The organism is Pseudomonas sp. 7-41 (assembly GCF_021233075.1).
Classification (GTDB): Bacteria; Pseudomonadota; Gammaproteobacteria; order Pseudomonadales; family Pseudomonadaceae; genus Aquipseudomonas; species Aquipseudomonas veronii.
Genome location: NZ_CP089551.1, coordinates 2,463,809 through 2,481,984 on the forward strand (window position 1 = coordinate 2,463,809; position 18,176 = coordinate 2,481,984).

General features: G+C 62.7%; 18 protein-coding genes. 13 read left to right on the top strand and 5 right to left on the bottom strand.

Annotated features, from left to right (window positions below; genetic code table 11):
* The first annotated feature begins 213 nt into the window (after positions 1–213).
* The 9 genes from LQ249_RS11190 (at position 214) to LQ249_RS11230 (ending at position 9,675) form a co-directional block, all read left to right on the top strand.
* Complete coding sequence (locus tag LQ249_RS11190; RefSeq protein WP_046384090.1) at positions 214–1,755, top strand: acetolactate synthase large subunit; 1,542 nt, start codon at positions 214–216, stop codon at positions 1,753–1,755.
* Positions 1,756–1,766: 11 nt separating this feature from the next.
* Positions 1,767–3,257: an aldehyde dehydrogenase family protein gene (locus LQ249_RS11195; RefSeq protein ID WP_128192041.1), complete on the top strand. Its 1,491-nt coding sequence runs from the start codon at positions 1,767–1,769 to the stop codon at positions 3,255–3,257.
* A 26-nt stretch (positions 3,258–3,283) separates the two neighbouring features.
* A complete protein-coding gene (locus LQ249_RS11200; protein ID WP_017846967.1) occupies positions 3,284–4,078 on the top strand; it encodes an SDR family NAD(P)-dependent oxidoreductase in 795 nt (264 codons plus the stop codon).
* A gap of 12 nt (positions 4,079–4,090) precedes the next feature.
* Positions 4,091–5,131: a WD40/YVTN/BNR-like repeat-containing protein gene (locus LQ249_RS11205; protein WP_046384088.1), complete on the top strand. Its 1,041-nt coding sequence runs from the start codon at positions 4,091–4,093 to the stop codon at positions 5,129–5,131.
* 11 nt (positions 5,132–5,142) lie between these two features.
* On the top strand, positions 5,143–5,592 hold the full coding sequence (locus LQ249_RS11210; RefSeq protein ID WP_046384087.1) for a VOC family protein: 450 nt from the start codon (positions 5,143–5,145) through the stop codon (positions 5,590–5,592).
* A gap of 15 nt (positions 5,593–5,607) precedes the next feature.
* Positions 5,608–6,210, top strand: a complete 603-nt coding sequence (locus LQ249_RS11215; protein WP_046384086.1) for an amino acid synthesis family protein — start codon at positions 5,608–5,610, stop codon at positions 6,208–6,210.
* A gap of 63 nt (positions 6,211–6,273) precedes the next feature.
* On the top strand, positions 6,274–7,881 hold the full coding sequence (locus LQ249_RS11220; RefSeq protein WP_046384085.1) for a bifunctional 3-(3-hydroxy-phenyl)propionate/3-hydroxycinnamic acid hydroxylase: 1,608 nt from the start codon (positions 6,274–6,276) through the stop codon (positions 7,879–7,881).
* On the top strand, positions 7,878–8,657 hold the full coding sequence (locus tag LQ249_RS11225) for a 2-keto-4-pentenoate hydratase (RefSeq protein WP_232566458.1): 780 nt from the start codon (positions 7,878–7,880) through the stop codon (positions 8,655–8,657). Before LQ249_RS11220 ends, LQ249_RS11225 begins: the two co-directional genes overlap by 4 nt.
* A gap of 76 nt (positions 8,658–8,733) precedes the next feature.
* Positions 8,734–9,675 (top strand): helix-turn-helix domain-containing protein, encoded by a 942-nt coding sequence (locus tag LQ249_RS11230; protein WP_046384083.1) that lies wholly within the window; start codon positions 8,734–8,736, stop codon positions 9,673–9,675.
* Between the two features lie 7 nt (positions 9,676–9,682).
* Here LQ249_RS11230 and LQ249_RS11235 read toward each other — a convergent pair whose 3' ends face one another.
* From LQ249_RS11235 to LQ249_RS11255, 5 genes are all read right to left on the bottom strand, one after another.
* Positions 9,683–10,603, bottom strand: a complete 921-nt coding sequence (locus LQ249_RS11235; protein WP_046384082.1) for an ABC transporter six-transmembrane domain-containing protein — start codon at positions 10,601–10,603, stop codon at positions 9,683–9,685.
* Positions 10,591–10,953 (bottom strand): hypothetical protein, encoded by a 363-nt coding sequence (locus tag LQ249_RS11240; RefSeq protein ID WP_232566459.1) that lies wholly within the window; start codon positions 10,951–10,953, stop codon positions 10,591–10,593. Before LQ249_RS11240 ends, LQ249_RS11235 begins: the two co-directional genes overlap by 13 nt.
* Positions 10,954–11,246: 293 nt before the next feature.
* Positions 11,247–12,350, bottom strand: a complete 1,104-nt coding sequence (locus tag LQ249_RS11245; protein WP_046384080.1) for an ATP-binding protein — start codon at positions 12,348–12,350, stop codon at positions 11,247–11,249.
* Positions 12,347–13,075 (bottom strand): response regulator, encoded by a 729-nt coding sequence (locus tag LQ249_RS11250; protein WP_046384079.1) that lies wholly within the window; start codon positions 13,073–13,075, stop codon positions 12,347–12,349. Before LQ249_RS11250 ends, LQ249_RS11245 begins: the two co-directional genes overlap by 4 nt.
* A 189-nt stretch (positions 13,076–13,264) precedes the next feature.
* The gene (locus LQ249_RS11255) at positions 13,265–14,092 is read right to left on the bottom strand and encodes an AraC family transcriptional regulator (protein ID WP_026140022.1); all 828 of its coding nucleotides are present in this window, start codon (positions 14,090–14,092) and stop codon (positions 13,265–13,267) included.
* 185 nt (positions 14,093–14,277) lie between these two features.
* Here LQ249_RS11255 and LQ249_RS11260 point away from each other — a divergent pair, with 185 nt between their 5' ends.
* From LQ249_RS11260 to LQ249_RS11275, 4 genes are read left to right on the top strand one after another with little or no spacing between them, the layout of a single operon-like run.
* Complete coding sequence (locus LQ249_RS11260; RefSeq protein ID WP_026140023.1) at positions 14,278–15,417, top strand: tyramine oxidase subunit B; 1,140 nt, start codon at positions 14,278–14,280, stop codon at positions 15,415–15,417.
* A 31-nt stretch (positions 15,418–15,448) separates the two neighbouring features.
* Entirely contained in the window at positions 15,449–15,871 is a 423-nt protein-coding gene (locus LQ249_RS11265) for a RidA family protein (RefSeq protein ID WP_017846980.1), read from the top strand.
* Between the two features lie 57 nt (positions 15,872–15,928).
* The gene (locus LQ249_RS11270; protein WP_232566460.1) at positions 15,929–17,221 is read left to right on the top strand and encodes an NAD(P)/FAD-dependent oxidoreductase; all 1,293 of its coding nucleotides are present in this window, start codon (positions 15,929–15,931) and stop codon (positions 17,219–17,221) included.
* A gap of 34 nt (positions 17,222–17,255) precedes the next feature.
* Entirely contained in the window at positions 17,256–18,104 is an 849-nt protein-coding gene (locus LQ249_RS11275) for an alpha/beta fold hydrolase (RefSeq protein WP_169881450.1), read from the top strand.
* The last annotated feature ends 72 nt before the right edge of the window (positions 18,105–18,176 follow it).

Sequence of the window (18,176 nt, forward strand, 5' to 3'; positions counted from 1 at the left end):
CCGCCCGCGCTGAAAAGACGGCCGGCCCGATGGGGGGCCGTCACGCCACCCTATCGCAGTTAAGCGAAAAAGCAATCGTCGCAGCACTTTTCATAACCGATTAATTGGCATTTATCTCATAAGTAGAGACAAATGGTAAAAAACAGCTTGTTTGATGTGTTTTTATGTGTGATAAATCTCATCAAAGAAGATGCTCAAGCGAGAGGGCTGATAATGAATGGTGCGCAACTGATAGTGAATGCGGCAGCGGCAAGCGGTATCGAGTACTGCTTCGCCAACCCGGGAACCACGGAGATCCCGCTGGTGGCGGCCATGGCCAGCGCGCCCGCCCTCAAGCCGGTGTTGTCGTTGTTCGAAGGCGTCTGTACCGGAGCGGCGGACGGTTACGGCCGCGTCGCCGGCAAGCCCGCGATGACGCTGACTCACCTGGGCCCGGGGTTTGCCAATGGCATCGCCAACCTGCACAACGCGCGGCGCGCCAACACGCCTATCGTCAATGTGATCGGTGACCACGCCTCATGGCACGTCAACTACGACCCGCCCCTGGCCAGCGATATCCAGGCCCTGGCCGGCACCGTGTCCGGTTGGGTTCGCACGTCGCGCACCGCCTCGGCGATCGGTGAGGACCTGCAGGAAGCCGTGCGTGCCGCCTGGCAAGCCAAGGGCCAGATCGCCAGCCTGATCCTGCCGATGGACCTGCAAGCCGCCGCGGTGACGCACAACGGTGTGTTCACGCGGATGCAGGCGCCGATCCGCCGCTTTGCCGGCGACCGTATCGAAGCGGTCGCGCAGGCCTTGCGTGATGGTCAGCGGCTGGTCTTCATCGTCGGTGATCAAGGCTTGTCGGTTGCCGGCCTGGAAGCGGCAGGGCGTCTGGCGCAATTGCCCGGCGTGCGGCTGTTCGCCGAAACCTTTCCCCGGCTCAGCTACCGGGGCGGCGGCTTGCCGGACCTGGACCGCCTGCCGTACTTCCCGGAAGTGGCCATCGAGATCCTCGAGCAGTACGACAAGGTGGTCTGTGCCGGTGTCCCGGAACCCATCAGTTACTTCGGCTACGAAGGCATTCCGTCGCGGCTGGCCGAACGTGAGCGCTTGCTGTCGCTGGCCGACGTCGGCGACGACGTGGCCGGGGCGTTGACCGCGCTGGCCGACGCGCTGAATGCACCGGCTTATGTGCCGACCCCGCGGGGGATCGAGCTGCCGCCAGGCGAGGCCGCGTTGACGCCGCAGTCGGTCGGCCAAGTGTTGGCCGCAGCGCTGCCGGACGACTGCATTGTCTCGGTCGAAGGGGGCACTTGCGGCTATCCGTTTTTCACCGCCTCCGCCAGTGCGGCGCGGCACCGTGTGTTGACCAACACCGGCGGCGCGATTGGCCAGGGCATTCCGGTCGGGTTCGGCGCCGCGCTGGCGGAGCCCGGTACCCGGGTGTTTTGCCTGCAATCGGACGGCAGCGCGCAGTACACCATTCAAACCCTGTGGAGCATCGCCCGCGAGCAATTGCCGGTGGTGATCCTGATCGCCGCCAACCACCGTTACGCGATCCTGCAGAACGAACTGCGCCGTTTCGGCATGACCGAACTCGACCCGCAAGCCCTCAGCCTGACCGTGCTGGACCGTCCGCGGATCGACTGGAAAGCCCTGGCCACCGGCTACGGCGTGCCGGCCCGTACCGTACACACCAATGCCGAACTGCAACGGGCGCTGGCCAATGCCGCCGCCGATGCGGGCCCTTGCCTGATCGAAATGGCACTGTGAAGGAGTCGATGATGAATCAGCTTGACGTGTTACCCGCCGTCCAGGCGTTCCTGTCTCAACCCGGCCGTCTGTTCATCGGCGGTACCTGGCAAGACGCGGCCAGCGGTCGCCGGTTTGCCGTGGAGAACCCCGCCACGGAAGAAACACTCACGGAAGTCGCGCGCAGCGACGAGCGCGATGTGGATGCCGCCGTAGCCGCCGCCCGCGCCGCATTCACGGGGGCTTGGGCGCAGCAGTCACCGGCCCAGCGCGGCGTGTTGCTGTTTCGCCTGGCGGACTTGCTCGACCAGCACCGCGAAGAGCTGGCGCAACTGATCACCCTGGAAAACGGCAAGCCGATTGCCAACGCACGCGCCGAGGCGGCCAGCGCGGCCAGCATCCTTCGTTACTTCGCCGGTTGGCCGACCAAGATCGAAGGCAGCACGCTGCCGGTATCGCCGGCCAGCGGCGCACCGATGCTCAACTACACGTTGCGCGAGCCGGTGGGCGTCTGCGCCTTGATCGTGCCGTGGAACTTCCCGTTGAACATGTGCGTGTGGAAGCTCGGCCCGGCGCTGGCCACCGGCTGTGTGGCGGTGCTCAAGCCCGCCGAGCAGACGCCGCTGGTGGCGATCCGGCTGGTGCAGTTGATCGAGGCGGCGGGCTTCCCGCCGGGTGTGGTCAACCTGATCACCGGCCTGGGCGCCGAGACCGGCGCACCGCTGGCGCAGCATCCTGACGTGGACAAGATCGCCTTCACCGGCTCGACCCAGGTCGGGCGGCTGATCGCCCAGGCGGCCACCGGCAACATGAAGAAGGTCTCGCTGGAGCTGGGCGGCAAATCACCGAACATCATCTTGCCCGACGCCGACATCGTGCGCGCCGCCAAGGGCGCCGCCGATGGGATTTTCTACAACCAGGGCCAGGTGTGTACGGCGGCATCGCGTCTGTACGTACACGCCAGCGTGCTGGATCAGGTGCTTGAAGAACTGCAGCGCCACGCTGCCGCCCATGTCCTCGGCAACGGCCTGGACCCGACCAACAGCATGGGCCCGCTGGTGTCCGCGCGGCAGCTGGATACGGTCAAGGGCTACCTGCAGCGCGGCCAGGAGGAGGGCGCCGAACTGATTTGCGGCGGCGGCCGCCCCGAGCACCTGGAACGCGGGCACTTCATCCAGCCGAGCGTGTTCCTCGATCGTGCCGAGCGTGCCTGCGTGGCCCGCGAAGAGATCTTCGGCCCGGTGCTCACCGTCATGAGCTGGACCGACGTCGATGACCTGGTGTTGCGCGCCAACGACTCGCCCTATGGCCTGGCCGCCGGCCTGTGGACCCGCGACTTGCGCTCGGCGCACCGCCTGGCGGCGCAGCTCCAGGCCGGTTCGGTGTGGATCAACTGTTGGAACGTGGTCGATGCGGCTTCGCCGTTCGGCGGCTACAAGCAATCCGGCTGGGGCCGGGAAATGGGCAAGAACGTTATCGACGCCTACACCGAGACCAAAAGTGTGTTTGTCGATCTCGGCTGAACAGAATAATCACAAGAGGAACTGCTATGGATCTGGAATTGAAAGGCCGCGTGGCAATCGTCACCGGAGGTGGCATGGGCATCGGCAAGGAAGTTGCGCGCTTTCTGTCCGAAGAAGGCTGCAAGGTGGTGATCTGTGCGCGGCGCATGGCGTTTCTCCAGCTGGCCGCCGAAGAGATCAGCGCGCAGACCGGCAACGAAGTACTGCCGCTGTTCTGCGACACCAACGATATGTCGGCCGTGTCGGAAATGGTCGCCGCCGCGCACAAGCACTTCGGCCGCATCGACATCCTGGTCAACGGTGCCGCGGCGCCGTCGGGCGTGGTGCGCAATGACATCGAGCATGCCGGCGACGACGAGTTGCTGTCGGACCTCAACACCAAAGTGATCGGCTACTTCCGCTGTGCCAAGGCCGTGACCCCGCACATGAAGGCGGGTGGCTTCGGTCGCATCATCAACATCGGCGGCCTCACCGGGCGCAGCAGCAAAGTCCTCTCGGGGATGCGCAACCTGGCGATCGCGCACATGACCAAAACCCTCTCCGACCAGTTGGGCGCGTTTGGCATCACGGTCAACCTGATCCACCCGGGCGTGGTCGACACCCCGCACATCCGCGAGCTGTACGAGCGCGAAGGGATCAAGCAGGGCAAGACCCCGGAGCAGGTCGAGCAGGGCTACATCGACGCAACGCCGATTCGCCGCACGCTGGCGCCCATTGAAATGGGCTGGCTGATCGGCTTCCTGGCGTCCCCCAAGGCTGGCGCGGTGACCGGTGAATCCATCGGCATCGACGGCGGCCTGACCCGTGGCATCTTCATCTGAGGAGTAACTGCGATGAGTAACGGAACCCTATTAGTCGCCACCGTCGGCCAGGCCGTGATCCGTAGCGCCGACGATGGCCGCAGTTGGCATCGTCTCGGCCTCGGGCAGGATCTGGAGTTCGATGCGATCACCCGTTCGCTGAGCTTTCACCCTGGCACGCCGGACGTGATTTATGCCGGCACCGACATTGGTTTGTGCGTCAGCCACGACACGGGCGGCCATTGGCAGCAGGTCGACACGCCGTTCAACGGGCAGACCGTGTGGAAGGTGGCGGTCGACCCGCAGGATGCTCTGCGGATATTCGTCGGCACCGGTGCGCCTTCGCGCGCCGAGCTATGGCGCACCCTGGACGGCGGCCTGAGCTGGGATCGCGCGCCGGTGGAAATCCCGGAGTTCTGTGATGGCGTCAGTCGTCCACGGTTGCTGGCCTTCGCCTACGACCCCACCGACCGCAACCAGGTGTGGTTCGGCCTCGAGGAGGGCGGGCTGTTCCATTCGCGTAACGGCGGCGAAAGCTGGATGCGCGTCGATGATCGGCTGCTGTGGGACTTCAACTCGGACATCCACAACATCCTGGTCCTGCCCAATCACGGTGAGAAAGTCATCGTGGTGGTTTGCGTCAATGCGGTTTACCGCAGCCTCGATGAAGGGCTGACCTGGACCGGCATCGTCGCCCGCGAAGCGTTTGGCCTGTACTACGCGCGCGCCATGAGTGCGCCATTGGGCACGCAGGATACGCTGTACCTGAGCATCTCCGACGGCACGCCGGGCACCACCAGCAAGATCCTGGTCTCCCATGATGCCGCGCTCAGTTGGCAGGTGTTGCCGCTGCCGCAACAGCCCAATTCCTGTGTGTGGGCTATCGCCTTCAACCCGGCGAACCCTCGGCAAATCGTGGCGGGCACCAAGTACGGCCATTTGTTCACCTCCGAGAACGGCGGTGACGGCTGGCAGAAGCAGTGGCGCGAATTCAGTGAGATCGCTGACGTGCTGTGGACCCCCGCCGTGGCGCAGATCAAGGCGGGGCATCAATCCATCGTCAAGAAAAACTGAGGTAGTGCGTGATGAAAGTCGAAGTCCTTCGTACTCACTTATCGCTATGGGTGAGTGATCCAGATGTGTCAGCACTTTGGTACGCCGACATCCTGGGTATGCACGAAAGTGCCCGTGGCGAGAGCTGGGTGATGATGGCGTTTGGCACCAAGCACCACGACATTGCGTTGATTCGTGCCGAACCCGGCGCCCATCAGGGCGGGTTGGGGTTGCAGCACTACGGATTGGAAATCGCCGGCGACATGACCACCCTGCGCCAGCTCTACGGCATGTTGCTGAGCAAAGGCGTCGAGGTGGTAAAAATCACCGATCACGAAATCGGCCATGGCGTGTATTTCCACGATCCGGATTGTAATCGCATGGAATTCTTTCTCGAGACCGAGCACGACGACGCACTTGGCAAGGCCCGCTTCAAGGCCGCCGGCGCGCCGAGCCGGAATTTTAAACTCGACCCACTTTGAATAGAGGCAGCTCTGATGAAAACCGCGAATTTCGCCAGCTATCACATCCGTAAATGGTACAGCTTCATTGAAGAAACCCTGGCCAACGAAACCGGCCAGTTGGCCGATGGCGAACCTGTGTACAAGTACGCCATCGCCGCAGTGATTGCCAACCCCTATGCCGGCCGCTTCAGCCAGACGCTGGATGCATTGGTGGACGACTCGCCGTTGCTGGGCGAAGAGTTCGGCCGGCGCATCAACGCACTGGCCGGCGAGCACGAGATTGTCAGCTACGGCAAGGCTATCCTGGTGGGCACCGAGGGCGAGTACGAGCACGGCAACGCGTTCCTGACCAACCCTGCCGCCGATCCGATCCGTGTCGCGCTGGGTGGTGGCAAGTCGTGGGTGCCGTCCACTGGCAAACGTGGCGGTCCGGGTTCGACCATTGACGTGCCATTGGCTCACAAGGACGCGCTGTATGTGCGCTCCCATTACGACAGCATGTCGCTGATGTTCGGTGACGGTCCTTCGCCGGACGAGATCGTTGTGATCTGGGCCTTCGCCACGCGCGGACGCCTGCATGCACGGCTCGGCGGTTTGCAGGCGGCGGATGTGCAAGGTCTCGACGGGCTGCACTGAGCCCGGGCGCAAGGCCTTGCGTGGCATCCGATCAAAACCACAACAAGAAAGCGGTGACTAGCGATGAAGCAGGACAAAACCCAGGTGGTCATTGTCGGCGGCGGCCCGAACGGGATCACCGCCGCACACTATATGGGGATGTACGGTATCGACTGCGTCGTCCTTGAACTGGCCGACGGCATCCTGCCTTATCCCCGCGCAGTCGGCATGGACGATGAAGCGCTGCGCGTGCTGCAGGGGATCGGCATTGCCGAGCTGGCCGCACGTGACATGATCTGCGATGTACCGCTGCGCTATTACAACGCGCGTGGCGTGTGTTTCGCCGAGGTCAAGCCGAGCGTCGCGCAGTATGGTTGGCCGATGCGGAACATCTTCATGCAGCAATTGCTCGAAGGCACCCTGCGCGAACATCTCGTGCAGCACGCCAGCGTCCAATTGCGCCAGGGCCATGAACTGCTCGAACTGGAGCAGGACGAGCAGGGCGTGACCTTGCAGGTGCGCGATGCCCACGGCGAGCTCTACCAATTGCAGGCCGACTATGTGATTGGCGCCGACGGCGGGCGTTCCACCGTGCGCAAACAGTTGGGCGTCGAACTGCTCGGGCTCACGCATCCGCGCAAATGGGTGGTGGTCGATACGGCCAACGACACCCTGGATGCGCCGTACACCGCCCTGCATGCCGATCCGCAACGGCCCTTCGTGTGCATCTACCTGCCTTATCAGCAGCGGCGCTGGGAGTTCATGCTGCTGGAGGGCGAAGACGAAGCGAAGATGTGCGACGAGGCGACGATTCGTGAACTGATCCGCGGCCATATCGGCGCGGCCGTGGATCAGTTGAACGTCATCCGGATCCGCGCTTACACCCACCACTCCCGCGTTGCGGCGCGGTTCGTCCAGGGGCGGGTCGCGCTGGTCGGCGATGCGGCGCATATTTCGCCGCCCTGGGCCGGGCAGGGGCTCAATTCCGGCCTGCGCGACGTGGCCAACGTGGCCTGGAAACTGGCGGCGATCATTCAGGGCCGCGCGGCGCCGTCGATCCTCGCCAGCTACGACCAGGAACGCCGCGGCCACGCCACCGAGCTGGTGGCGCTGGCCGACAACATGGGCGCCGTGCTGGGGTTGACCAACCCGCTGATGGCCGGCGTGCGCGACTGGCTGTTCCAGGCGGTCAACAGTGTCGACAACCTGCGCTCGCACCTCTTGGAATTCAAGTTCAAACCCAAGGCCACCATCACCCAAGGCCTGGTCTATCACGAGCGTGCCGAGCTGCGCGAAGACGATCTGGTCGGGCAACTGTTCGTGCAGCCTTATATCGAAGATGCCCAGGGCCAACGTCGGCGCCTCGACGACATGCTGGGCAACTCGTATGCCGTGCTGGGTTACCGTACCAATCCCCGGGCGCCACTGAGCGAGGACATGGCCGCGTATTGGGCGCGTTGGAACACGCGCTTTATCCAGGTCAACCGTTCGCGCAGCGGCGTGGGGCGCAACCAGCCGCTGACGGCGATGGACGCGATCAGTGTGGAGGACGTGGATAACCGGCTGGGCGAGTGGTTCTCCAAGGTGCGCGACTGCATCGTCGTGGTGCGTCCGGACCGCTTTGTCGCGGCCATTACCACCCCAGAGCGGCTGGACGGTGTATTGCGCAAGCTGGCGGAGCAACTGTCATGAGCACGCCCGACGATGTACTCGGCCAACTGCGCCAAGCGAGGCTCAGCGCTCATGCCATAGCGCCTTTGGCACCGCAGGCGCTGGACCGGCAGCAAGGCTACGCGCTGTTGCGCCAGACCCTGGAGCGACGCGTGGCCGCCGGGGAGAAACCGAGCGGCTGGAAGGTCGCCTTCGCTGGCCGAGCCGCGCAAGCACGCTTTGCTCTCGACGAACCGGTGTACGGCGGCCTCACGGAGGCGATGCAGGTTGAGCCGGGGAGTGCGGTGCCGTTGGCGCGGCTGATCCAGCCCAAGCTGGAGGTCGAACTGGCGTTCGTCTTCGGGCACGCGTTGGCGCCGGGGGACTACCGCGACCAGGACATTCTGACGGCCATCGCCGAGGTGTCGCCCGCGTTCGAAATCGCCGACTGCCGGTGGCAAGGCTGGCGTTTCGGGCTTGGCGCCTTCCTCGCCGATAACGCGGCGGCGGGGCTTTACTGTGTGGGGCCGAGGTCGCCGTTCGAGCCGCAACAGCATACCTGCGTGCCCTATCGTCTGGAGCACGAAGGGGTTCACCTGGGCAGCGGCGATACGCAGGCTCGGGAAGACAACCCCCTGTTCAATCTGTGCTGGTTGGTGCGCCGGCTCCTGGCGGACGGTCACCGTATCGAGGCTGGGCAGGTGGTGCTGTCGGGCGCGTTGCTGGCACCGATCGATATACAGCCGGGAACCTATCGTCTGCAGATGCTTGGCACGGAACTGGCTTTGGTTTTCCAGGCGGACACTGTGCCCGTGTGAATGCCAGCTGCCGTCAGGGATGACTGAGCCCCCTTCAGGCCAATGACCAGACACAGGCCGCCGAGGAACGACGAATATGCTCGCTGAAGTCCGAACCTTCAATGATCCTCAACAGCACGCCGGCTCGATCCAGGGCTGGCAGCAGATCTACGACCAACTGGGCCGTGGCTGCCTCACCAGTGAACTGCGCCAGTTGTCCTGCGATCGCTTCCAGATTTTCCAGGAGGTGCTGGACAAGCGAGTGGTGCAGCATGGTTCCTCGCCCAAAGGCCGGTTGTGCGCCGCCATGTCATTGGGCAGCTCGCCGGTGGTGCAAGGGCAGCAAGTGGACGCGCAGAGCGTGGTGCTGCTGCGCGATTCGGAGGAGTTCGTATTGCATGCTCCGGAAGGTACGCATTTTTTCGCGATCAACGTCGACGCGGTACGCTTTGCCAAACTGGCGGCTTTCGAATTATCCGGCGAGCAGCTTAAACGCCTGACCACCGTGTCTCAGCTGCGTGTGGATGAGGCGTTACTGCTGCGTATACACCAGCGTATTCACCCGTTGTTTCGTCACCTTTTGGAACATACCGACGCGATCAGCGCCGTTTCGGAAAAGATCCTGGAAGATGAGCTGCTCGGCACCTTCCTGGACCTGTTCACCCATGCCAGCGACGAGGTGCGTTGCCGGCGCGGCAATTTCGCCGTCAGTGCCTACCTGGTCCGGCGTTGCCAGGAGTTGATCGTTGCCAGCGGCGATACTCCATTGAGCATCCTCGATCTGTGCGAGCAATTGCGCGTCAGCCGCAGGACCCTGCAGAACAGTTTTCAGGCGGTGACCGGCCTGCGCCCGGTCGAGTACCTGCGCAATCTGCGCCTCAACGCGGTCCGGCGGCGGTTGATCGCGACCGCGGCCAGCGAGAAAAACGTCGGTGAGGTCGCCGTGGCCATGGGCTTTTTTCACCTGAGTCACTTCGCGGCGCATTACCGCGAATTGTTTGGCGAGTCGCCCTCGGAAACGCGCAGGGCCGAGCGCTGATGCGTGATCAGTCCGCCGCTTCGCCAAGCCCGGGGTTCACGCGCTTGCCGATGTCCTTGAGCCGCGCCAGTTGGTCGATCATCGAGGGGGCTTCATCCAGGCAACTGACGAAAGTCCACAGGTAAGTCATCACCGCATAGATATGCCCGGCTTTTACGGCCGGCGACAATGCCAGTTGCGTGATGGCAACCACAAACAGCAGCGCCGCCAGGATGCCAATGAACAGGAAGGCGATGGCCTCACGGTCCGACAAGCGGATGCGCAGTCGCGACAGCAGGTGATAATGACGGTGCAGGGTATGCGCGCCGACGGCTTCCACCATGCCGATTTCCTTTTCCAGGCGATTGTTCAAGCGCTCATGCAAGCGCTGGTTACGCCGGGCGAAGCCGGGCATCACGGTGACGCACAGCAGCAGCGCGAGCAGGCATGCCACGCCAACCCATGGCTCGATCACCAGCAACATGCCGGCCGCGCCAATGATCGAGACCAGCGCGGTGGCGATGATCGGCACGTGCTTCTCGAAAAAGTCGACAAAGTCCCGCGCCAGCACCACCCGCGCCGCCGCCTTGGACGTGCTCTGGCGTTCCAGGCGCTGATTGAGGATCACCGGCACCGCAAGATCGGCGTAGATGCGCGTAAAGGTGCGCGTATCCAGCGCGCGCCGCGCCGCCCCCACCACCCAGAACCCCAGCACCACGCCGGCATAGAGCAATGCGCTGGCGGCATCGCCACGGATGATTGAGTCCACGGCAAACCCGGCAAACAGCGGGTAGGCGAGCAGCAGTGCATTTTCCAGCGCCACCAGCGACAAGGTCGCGAACAGCTTGCCGGGGTAGGCCCTGGCAATGGCCTTGAGGGTCTGGCTGGCGGATTGCTGACCGAGCTTTTTGCTTTCTTCGAGCACAATCCTAGGGGTTACGGACGGCATGGGCCACCTGTCGAGCGCATCATGGGAGGATAGATACCGCGGGCGACGCCGAGCAGATAGCGCGCCTCCTCGGTCATCAATAACAAATTGATCTGCACTTCTTCGATAACGATTTCCAGGGCGATCAATATGCAAATGGCCGGCGCTGCAATCAGCCAGTGACAATAAGACTGTGTGATCAACGACGCGCACACACCCATCAACCACAACGCCAATACGCAATGCGGCGCGTACTTCTGCAGGGGAATCCAGAAGCGCTGCAACTTTCGCAGTTTGAGTGTGTAGAGCGTCAGTGACGCTTCCAGCTGTTTGGAGTCAACAAGGGGGCGAGCGGAATGCAGAGTCGGCATAACAGTTGTCCGCGTAAAACATTGAACGTCATTTGCCAGGTGTTGCTTCATTGTCCCGGCGCCCGTGGCCTGGAAGGGTTTGATTGAACCAGGCAAGATTGATTGCTGTGACTTCGACCCATTCGCCCTGAGTTGGCATCCTTTCGCAGCTCTTGAACGCGATACAACGTCCTTGTGAGTTCAATAAGGCAAAGTGGCGATATTTCGTGGCTCTATTAACTATAAAAATAGAGAGGCGCATGCCATCACCTTTGTCGGTTTGAATATTCAAGCGGGTTTGGCGTTATATGCAGTTACACCTCAGTAGACTCCGTGTAGGTATCCAGGCTTTGCGTTGTTGTTGGCCAACTGAGTTCAAACACGGTGCCGCCATTAATCGATGTCCGACAGCTCACCGTGCCGCCATGGGCGATGGCAATCGCGCGCACCACGGCCAGGCCCAGCCCACTGCCTCCCTGGGCACGGGAGCGAGAACTTTCGCCGCGCTGGAACGCATCGAAAATATGCGTCGCGAACGCATCATCCACCCCCGGCCCCTCATCCGTGACTCTCAGGAAGTTGCGCGAGCGTTGGCTGCCGAGTTGCACCCAGACGTTGCCCGGCGTCGCATGCCGGCGGATGTTGTCCAGCAGCGCCAGCAACGCCTGGCGAATCCGCGCGCGGTCACAGCGTATCGGGCCTTTGAGCAGGTCCAGGTGCAGCACGAAGCCGGCGCTGCGCAAGCTCGATTCGAACAACCGTGCTTCGGCTTCCAGGTCGGCGGCCAGGTCGGCGTAGTCGGGTTCGAGCTTGAGGTAGCCGCTGTCTCCCAGGCCGACCACGCGCAAGTCTTCAACCAGGCGCGTCAACCCTTCCACTTGCGTCAGCAGGCTATAGAACTGCGCGGTGTCCGGTTCGAACACACCTTCGGCCAGCCCCTGCAGGCGGCCGCGCAAGATGGTCAGCGGCGTGCGCAACTCATGGGCGATCGCTGCGTTCCAGAACGCCTGTTCTTCGGCCATGCGTTTCAATCGGTTGGCCATGCTGTTGAAGTCATCCACTAATAAGGCGGCTTCGCCCAAGGATTGATCCGGCGCCACTGCGCGGGCATCCAGGTCGCCATCGGCCAGCCTGCGCAGGCTGGCCGCCACCGAGTTCAAGGGCATCAGAATGCGCCGGGACAACTTGATCGCCGCTGCGACGCCGACGCCCAGGCTGACGCAGGTGATCAGGCTCATCCAGGCCCACTCCATGCCGCTGGGCAGCCACTCATCCATTTCCGCGTCGCTCAGCGGAGCAAACGACCACAGCAACCCATAAAAGACATAGGTCCCGACAATCGCCAGGGTTATCACACACAGGACCACGGCCGACATCGACAGGATAATCTGCCGACTCAAGCTGTTGGCGCCTTTCATGGCAGGCTCCCGAACCGGTAGCCGACCCCGCGGATACTGGCCGGTACGCCTTGCAGTCCGAGGTCCTCGATTTTCCTGCGCAATTTGCTGATATGGCTGTCGACCGTGCGCTCCAGGCTGTCGCTCTCGGGCGAACAGAGGGCCAGCAACTCGGCGCGGCTGAACACGCGCCGGGGCGCCTTTGCCAATTGCGCGAGTAACTTGAATTCGGTCACGGTCAGGTTCAATGGGTGTTTCTGCCCATCGATGCTGACGCTCACGTCATGGTTGTCGATGTCGATTTCGAAGGCGTCCACGCGCAGCACGCTGCGCCCCGTCAAATAGCCATTGTCGATGCAGCGGCGCAGCACCGCCTGGGTTCTGGCGACGACCTCGGCCGGGTTGAACGGCTTGACGATGTAATCGTCGGCGCCAATACGCAGCCCCATGAGTTTGTCCACGTCCTGGTCCTGTGCGGTCAGCATGATGACCGGCGTGTTGCCGCGGTGACGAACCTCCGCCAGTACCATCCAGCCATCCAGTTTCGGCATCAGTACATCGAGCAGCACCAGGTCGGGCTTGAGCGTTTGATGCAGTTCGAGTGCGCGACGGCCATCCTGCGCATGCGCGGTTTGAAAGCCGGCGCGTTTGAGATAGGCCGTGAGGATATCGGCGATTTCCGGTTCGTCTTCGGCGATCAGGATCAGTGCCTGATTAGCGGTTGATGCAACGAGTGATTCGGTCATGTTCTGCTCGGTCGATGTGCCCTGTGCTACCGGGCCATGCTGCAACGGCGCGCGGTTTTCTGGCAACGGGTTGGATGATGCACGGCAAGCATGCACTTTCAGCGTAGGTTTTATGGAGAAATGATGGAGACGCAGGTTTATTTTTCGTCGCGCGGGGGAGGGGGGTGAACGCTGCCTGATGCGGCGCGTTCAGGCGAAGCTGATGCGGTCGCTGTAGGCGTTCTGCACAATCTTGCGCTGGTAGTCACAGGGTGTCGTACTGACCAGCTTCTTGAAGTCGCGCAGGAAGTGTGACTGATCGGAGAAGCCCAGGTCCAGCGCCAGTTCCGAGAAGGATACATCGTGCTGGGTGTTCAATGTTTCCAGGGCCGCCTGGCAGCGAATGATGCGGCAAAAGATCTTCGGCGACATGCCGGTGTCCTGGCTGAACTGGCGATGGATGGTGCGGCTGGTGTAGCCGCTGAGGTCTTCAAGCTGCTGAATGCGCAGGTCACCGCGATGCACCAGGGCCTGTTGAATCACCATCGCCGTCAGTTTCGAGGTCCTGCCCATCAGGCGCGGGGCCAGGTAGTCATTGAACAGCCTCATCTGCTCTTCCAGCCGTGGGGTTTGCACGATGTTCTCGAACATGCGCTGGGCAAACCCCGAGACCTTGAGCAGATCCAGCTCCTGTTCGGTCAGGTCCGCGGCCAGCACATTGATGAAGCCTGGAATGACCCCCGGTGAAAAGCGCACGCCAAAGTAGTGATGATGCTGGTGCAGTTCGACGCGCTGCGCCTCCAGCGGCGTGCCGCAGATTCGCACGGTGGGACGTGTGGCATCGCAGTCGAAAACGATGTCCACGCAGCCATCCGGCACCGCCAGCACGTCGGTCGATTGGGCGACATCGAAGGCATAGAAATGCGAGATCGCCGGGTGTTCGGAAGGCATCACCGAATACCGCGATGAGTTGAGTACGAACCAGGGCTGTTCGTAGGCGGTTGGGTGCCGCGGCCTCGGCGCACACAGGTTGACCATGACGGAACCTTCGATTGGCAATATGCGCGAATATTCAGGCATTTATCGCGCCAACTCAGGTGCCCGCGGCAAGCGCCGATGTCCGAAATTTACAATACCGCCGATAAGCCCAGCCCGATACTCGGACTCGACAGCGTGGGAGCCGCGCCTACCGCAGCGATATCACCTTCAGCCCGAGAATAATTATGTCCACGACTACAAAAATAGACTTCATCTACCTGTCCGAGCAGGACATGATCCGCGCTGGCGTCACCGACATGCTTGCCTGTGTCGACACCATGGAAGAGATGTTCGGCCTGCTGTATATCGGCGACTACCGCATGGCGGGCCCGAACAACGATTCCCACGGCGCGATGGTGATTTTCCCCAAGGAATCACCATTCCCGAACATGCCCAAACCCACCGCTGACCGACGCATGATGGCGATGCCGGCCTACCTGGGCGGCAACTTCTGCACCGCCGGCGTGAAGTGGTACGGCTCCAATATCGCCAACCGCGACAAAGGCCTGCCGCGCTCGATCCTGATGTTCACGCTCAACGACCCCGACACGGGCGCACCGCTGGCGCACATGTCGGCCAACCTGCTGTCGGCGTATCGCACCGGCGCGATTCCCGGCGTGGGCGCGCGCCACCTGGCCCGCAAGGATGCCAAAGTCGTCGGCCTGCTGGGCCCGGGGGTGATGGGCAAGACCACGCTGGCCGCTTTCATCGCGGTGTGCCCGCAGATCGATACCTTGAAGATCAAGGGGCGCGGCGAGAAAAGCCTCAACGATTTTATTGCCTGGGTAAAGCAAACCTACCCACAGGTGACCACGATAAAAGTCGTCGACACCCTCGAAGATGTGGTCCGCGACGCCGACCTTGTTACTTATTGTAGCTCCGGTGAGGTCGGCGACCCCTCGAACTACCCAATCGTTAAGCGTGAGTGGGTCAAACCGGGCGCCTTCATGGCGATGCCGGCGTCCTGCTCCCTGGATGAAGGCATGGAGAGCTCCGAGGTGCGCAAGGTGCTGGATAACACCGGCCTCTATGAAGCCTGGTTCGAAGAATTGCCCAAGCCCGCGCACCACTGCGTGCCGGTGATCGGTGTGCGGTTCATGGACATGATCGCCGAAGGCAAGATGCAGCGCGACGAGCTCGAAGACATCGGCAAGATCGTTGCCGGCGATGCCCAGGGCCGCCGGAACGATGAAGAGATCATCATCATGTCGGTGGGCGGCATGCCCGTGGAAGACGTGGCCTGGGGCACGGTGGTGTACCGCAATGCCATCGCAAAAGGCATCGGCGTGAAACTGAATCTGTGGGAAACCCCCGCGTTGCGCTAAGCCACCCTTATCCATCTGAAGAGGCAACGACATGACCAAAATCATCAAGCTCAAGACCGGTTCCCCGTTTGAAGACCAAGCCAGCTATTCACGCCTGGTGGTGGTGGACAACTGGATCTATGTCTCCAATACCGCAGGCCGCAACCCGCAAACCAAGTTGATCCCCGAGGACATCCTCGAACAGACGCATCAGGTATTCGCCAACATCGAAACGGCCCTCGCCGCCGTCGACGCCAGCCTGGCCGATGTGGTGTGCTCGCGGGTGTTCATCCAGGACCCCAAGGACGTTCCGGCGGTCATGGGCCTGATCGGCGAGAAGTTTCGTGGTGTCGATCCGGCAAGTACCGTGACCTGCCCGCCGTTGGGCTCGACGGTCTACAAGGTGGAACTGGAAGTGACGGCCTATCGCAACGCCTCCAAGGCGCAGGTCGAAGTCATCCGCCTGTCGCAATGACCGCTACGCGGCCGTGCGCTTGCGCGGCCGACCTCAATCGCTCACAGAGTCTTGATCATGGCCCCGACTATAGCGCCCGTGAACACGTCAACCACGTTCCCCTTCGCGACGTCCGTCGTCATCATTGGCGGCGGGATTATCGGCTTGACGGCTGCGCTGACATTGGCCGAACGCAATATCGCGGTGGTGGTGCTGGAAAAAGGCCGTATCGCCGGCGAGCAGTCCTCACGCAACCTCGGCTGGGTACGCAAGACCAGCCGGCACGCCGCCGATATCCCCTTGGCCCTCGCCGCAGATCGCTTGTGGGCGCAGATGCCTGAGCGGGTCGGCGCCGACGTCGGGTATCGGCAAGAGGGCATCATGTTCCTGGGCGGCAACGAGGCGCAGATGGCGATGCATGAAAGCTGGCTGAAATCGGTCGAACATCTGTCCCTCGACTCGCGGTTGCTGAGCCAGCGCGAGATCGCGCAACGGGTGCCGGGCGGCGTGGCTGACTGGGCCGGCGGTATCTTTACGCCATCCGATGCGCGGGCCGAGCCGACCCTGGCCAGCAGTGCGATCGCCAAGGCGGCCATGGCCAAGGGCGTGGTGATCATCGAGCAGTGTGCGGTGCGTACACTGCAGATGTCCGCCGGTAAGGTCAGTGGGGTGGTCACTGAAAAGGGTGAGATTCGCTGCGATCAGGTATTGCTGGCCGGGGGGATGTGGTCGCGGCGCTTTTTGGGCAACCTCGGCGTGGCGTTGCCGACCTTGGCCTTGACCTGTTCGGTGCTGCGCACGCATCCGATGGATGGGCCTACGGAAATCGCCGTAGGCGCGCCGGACTTTTCCTTTCGCAAGCATAAGGACGGCGGTTTCATCATTACCCAACGCGGCAAATTGGACGCCTACCTGACCCTCGATCACCTGTTGCTCGCCAAGCAATACATGCCGCAGTTTCGCGCGCAGCGCAGCGTGTTGAACGTGTCGCTGGGCAAGTATTTCTTTAACGACCTGGCGCTGGCCCGGCGTTGGTCGGCCGACAGTGTCAGCCCGTTCGAACGGGTACGGGTGCAGGACCCGGCCGCCAACCCGCGGCTCAACAACGATGCGATGAACAACCTCAAGGCCGCCTGGCCGGTATTCGAGCAGGCGCGGATTGCCCAGGCCTGGGCGGGCACCATCGACGTGACGCCGGACTCGAACCCGGTGATTGGGCCGGTCGCGCAAATTCCCGGGTTGACCGTCGCCACCGGTTTCTCGGGGCACGGTTTCGGTACCTCGCCGGCGGCCGGCCATCTGGCGGCGGATATCGTCAGCGGGCATACCCCGATCATCGATCCGAGCCCGTATCGTTTCGATCGTTTCTAAGCCGGCCCAAGCCCAGCCTTCATGGAGCACAACGATGTCGCCTGCCAGCTGTTTTTTTACTAATCGCACAGGCTTGCGCCTGCATTTTCTGCAATGGGGCGCGCCGAGCGGCGTGCCTCTGGTTCTGCTGCACGGCTTGCGGGCCTATGCGCAGACCTGGGAGTCGCTGGTGCAGGCGTTGGGCCCTGGTTACTGCGTTTACGCCCTGGACCAGCGCGGTCGCGGGTTGAGCGATTGGGCCACGCCGAGCAGCTACCACACGCAATCTTATGTGGAGGATGTGGAGGACTTTGTCGCCCACCTCGGTTTGCAACGCTTCGTGTTGCTGGGGCATTCGCTGGGTGGCGCCAATGCCCTTGAATATGCACGGCAAAACCCAGGGCGTTTGCACGGGCTGATCATCGAAGACATCGGTCCCGGCTCTTCGAGCCAGGGCGACGGCGCGGCGCGTATTCGCCGTGAAATGAGCCAGACGCCGTTGCACTTCGACAGCTGGGCGAGCGCCCGCGCTTTCTGGCAGGCGTCGCGCCCGGGTTTGTCAGAGCAGGGCCTCGCTTCCAGGCTGGCGCATTCGATGAAAGCGCACGAAGGGCTGATCAGCTGGCGGCACGATCAGCAAGGCATCGCCGAGGCGCGCCTGAGCATCGAGCCGACCGACCTGTGGCCGGCGGTGCGGGCCTTGGACTGCCCGACGCTGTTCATTCGTGGCGGGCGTTCGGACTTCCTGCCCACCGCGACGCTGCAGGCGATGCGTGACAGCAATCGGCAGGTGCAGACGGTGGAAGTCGCGCACGCCAGTCACTATGTCCACGACGATCAGGGCGAGACGTTCAACCGGCTGGTCGCTGACTTTCTCGCCAGCCTCACGACTCCCGGCCCATGAAGGCAAGCGCCAGCACTGCCGTGGCAGGCGGCCATGGCAAAAGCGAACCACTCTAACGAGTGGTTTTTTTTG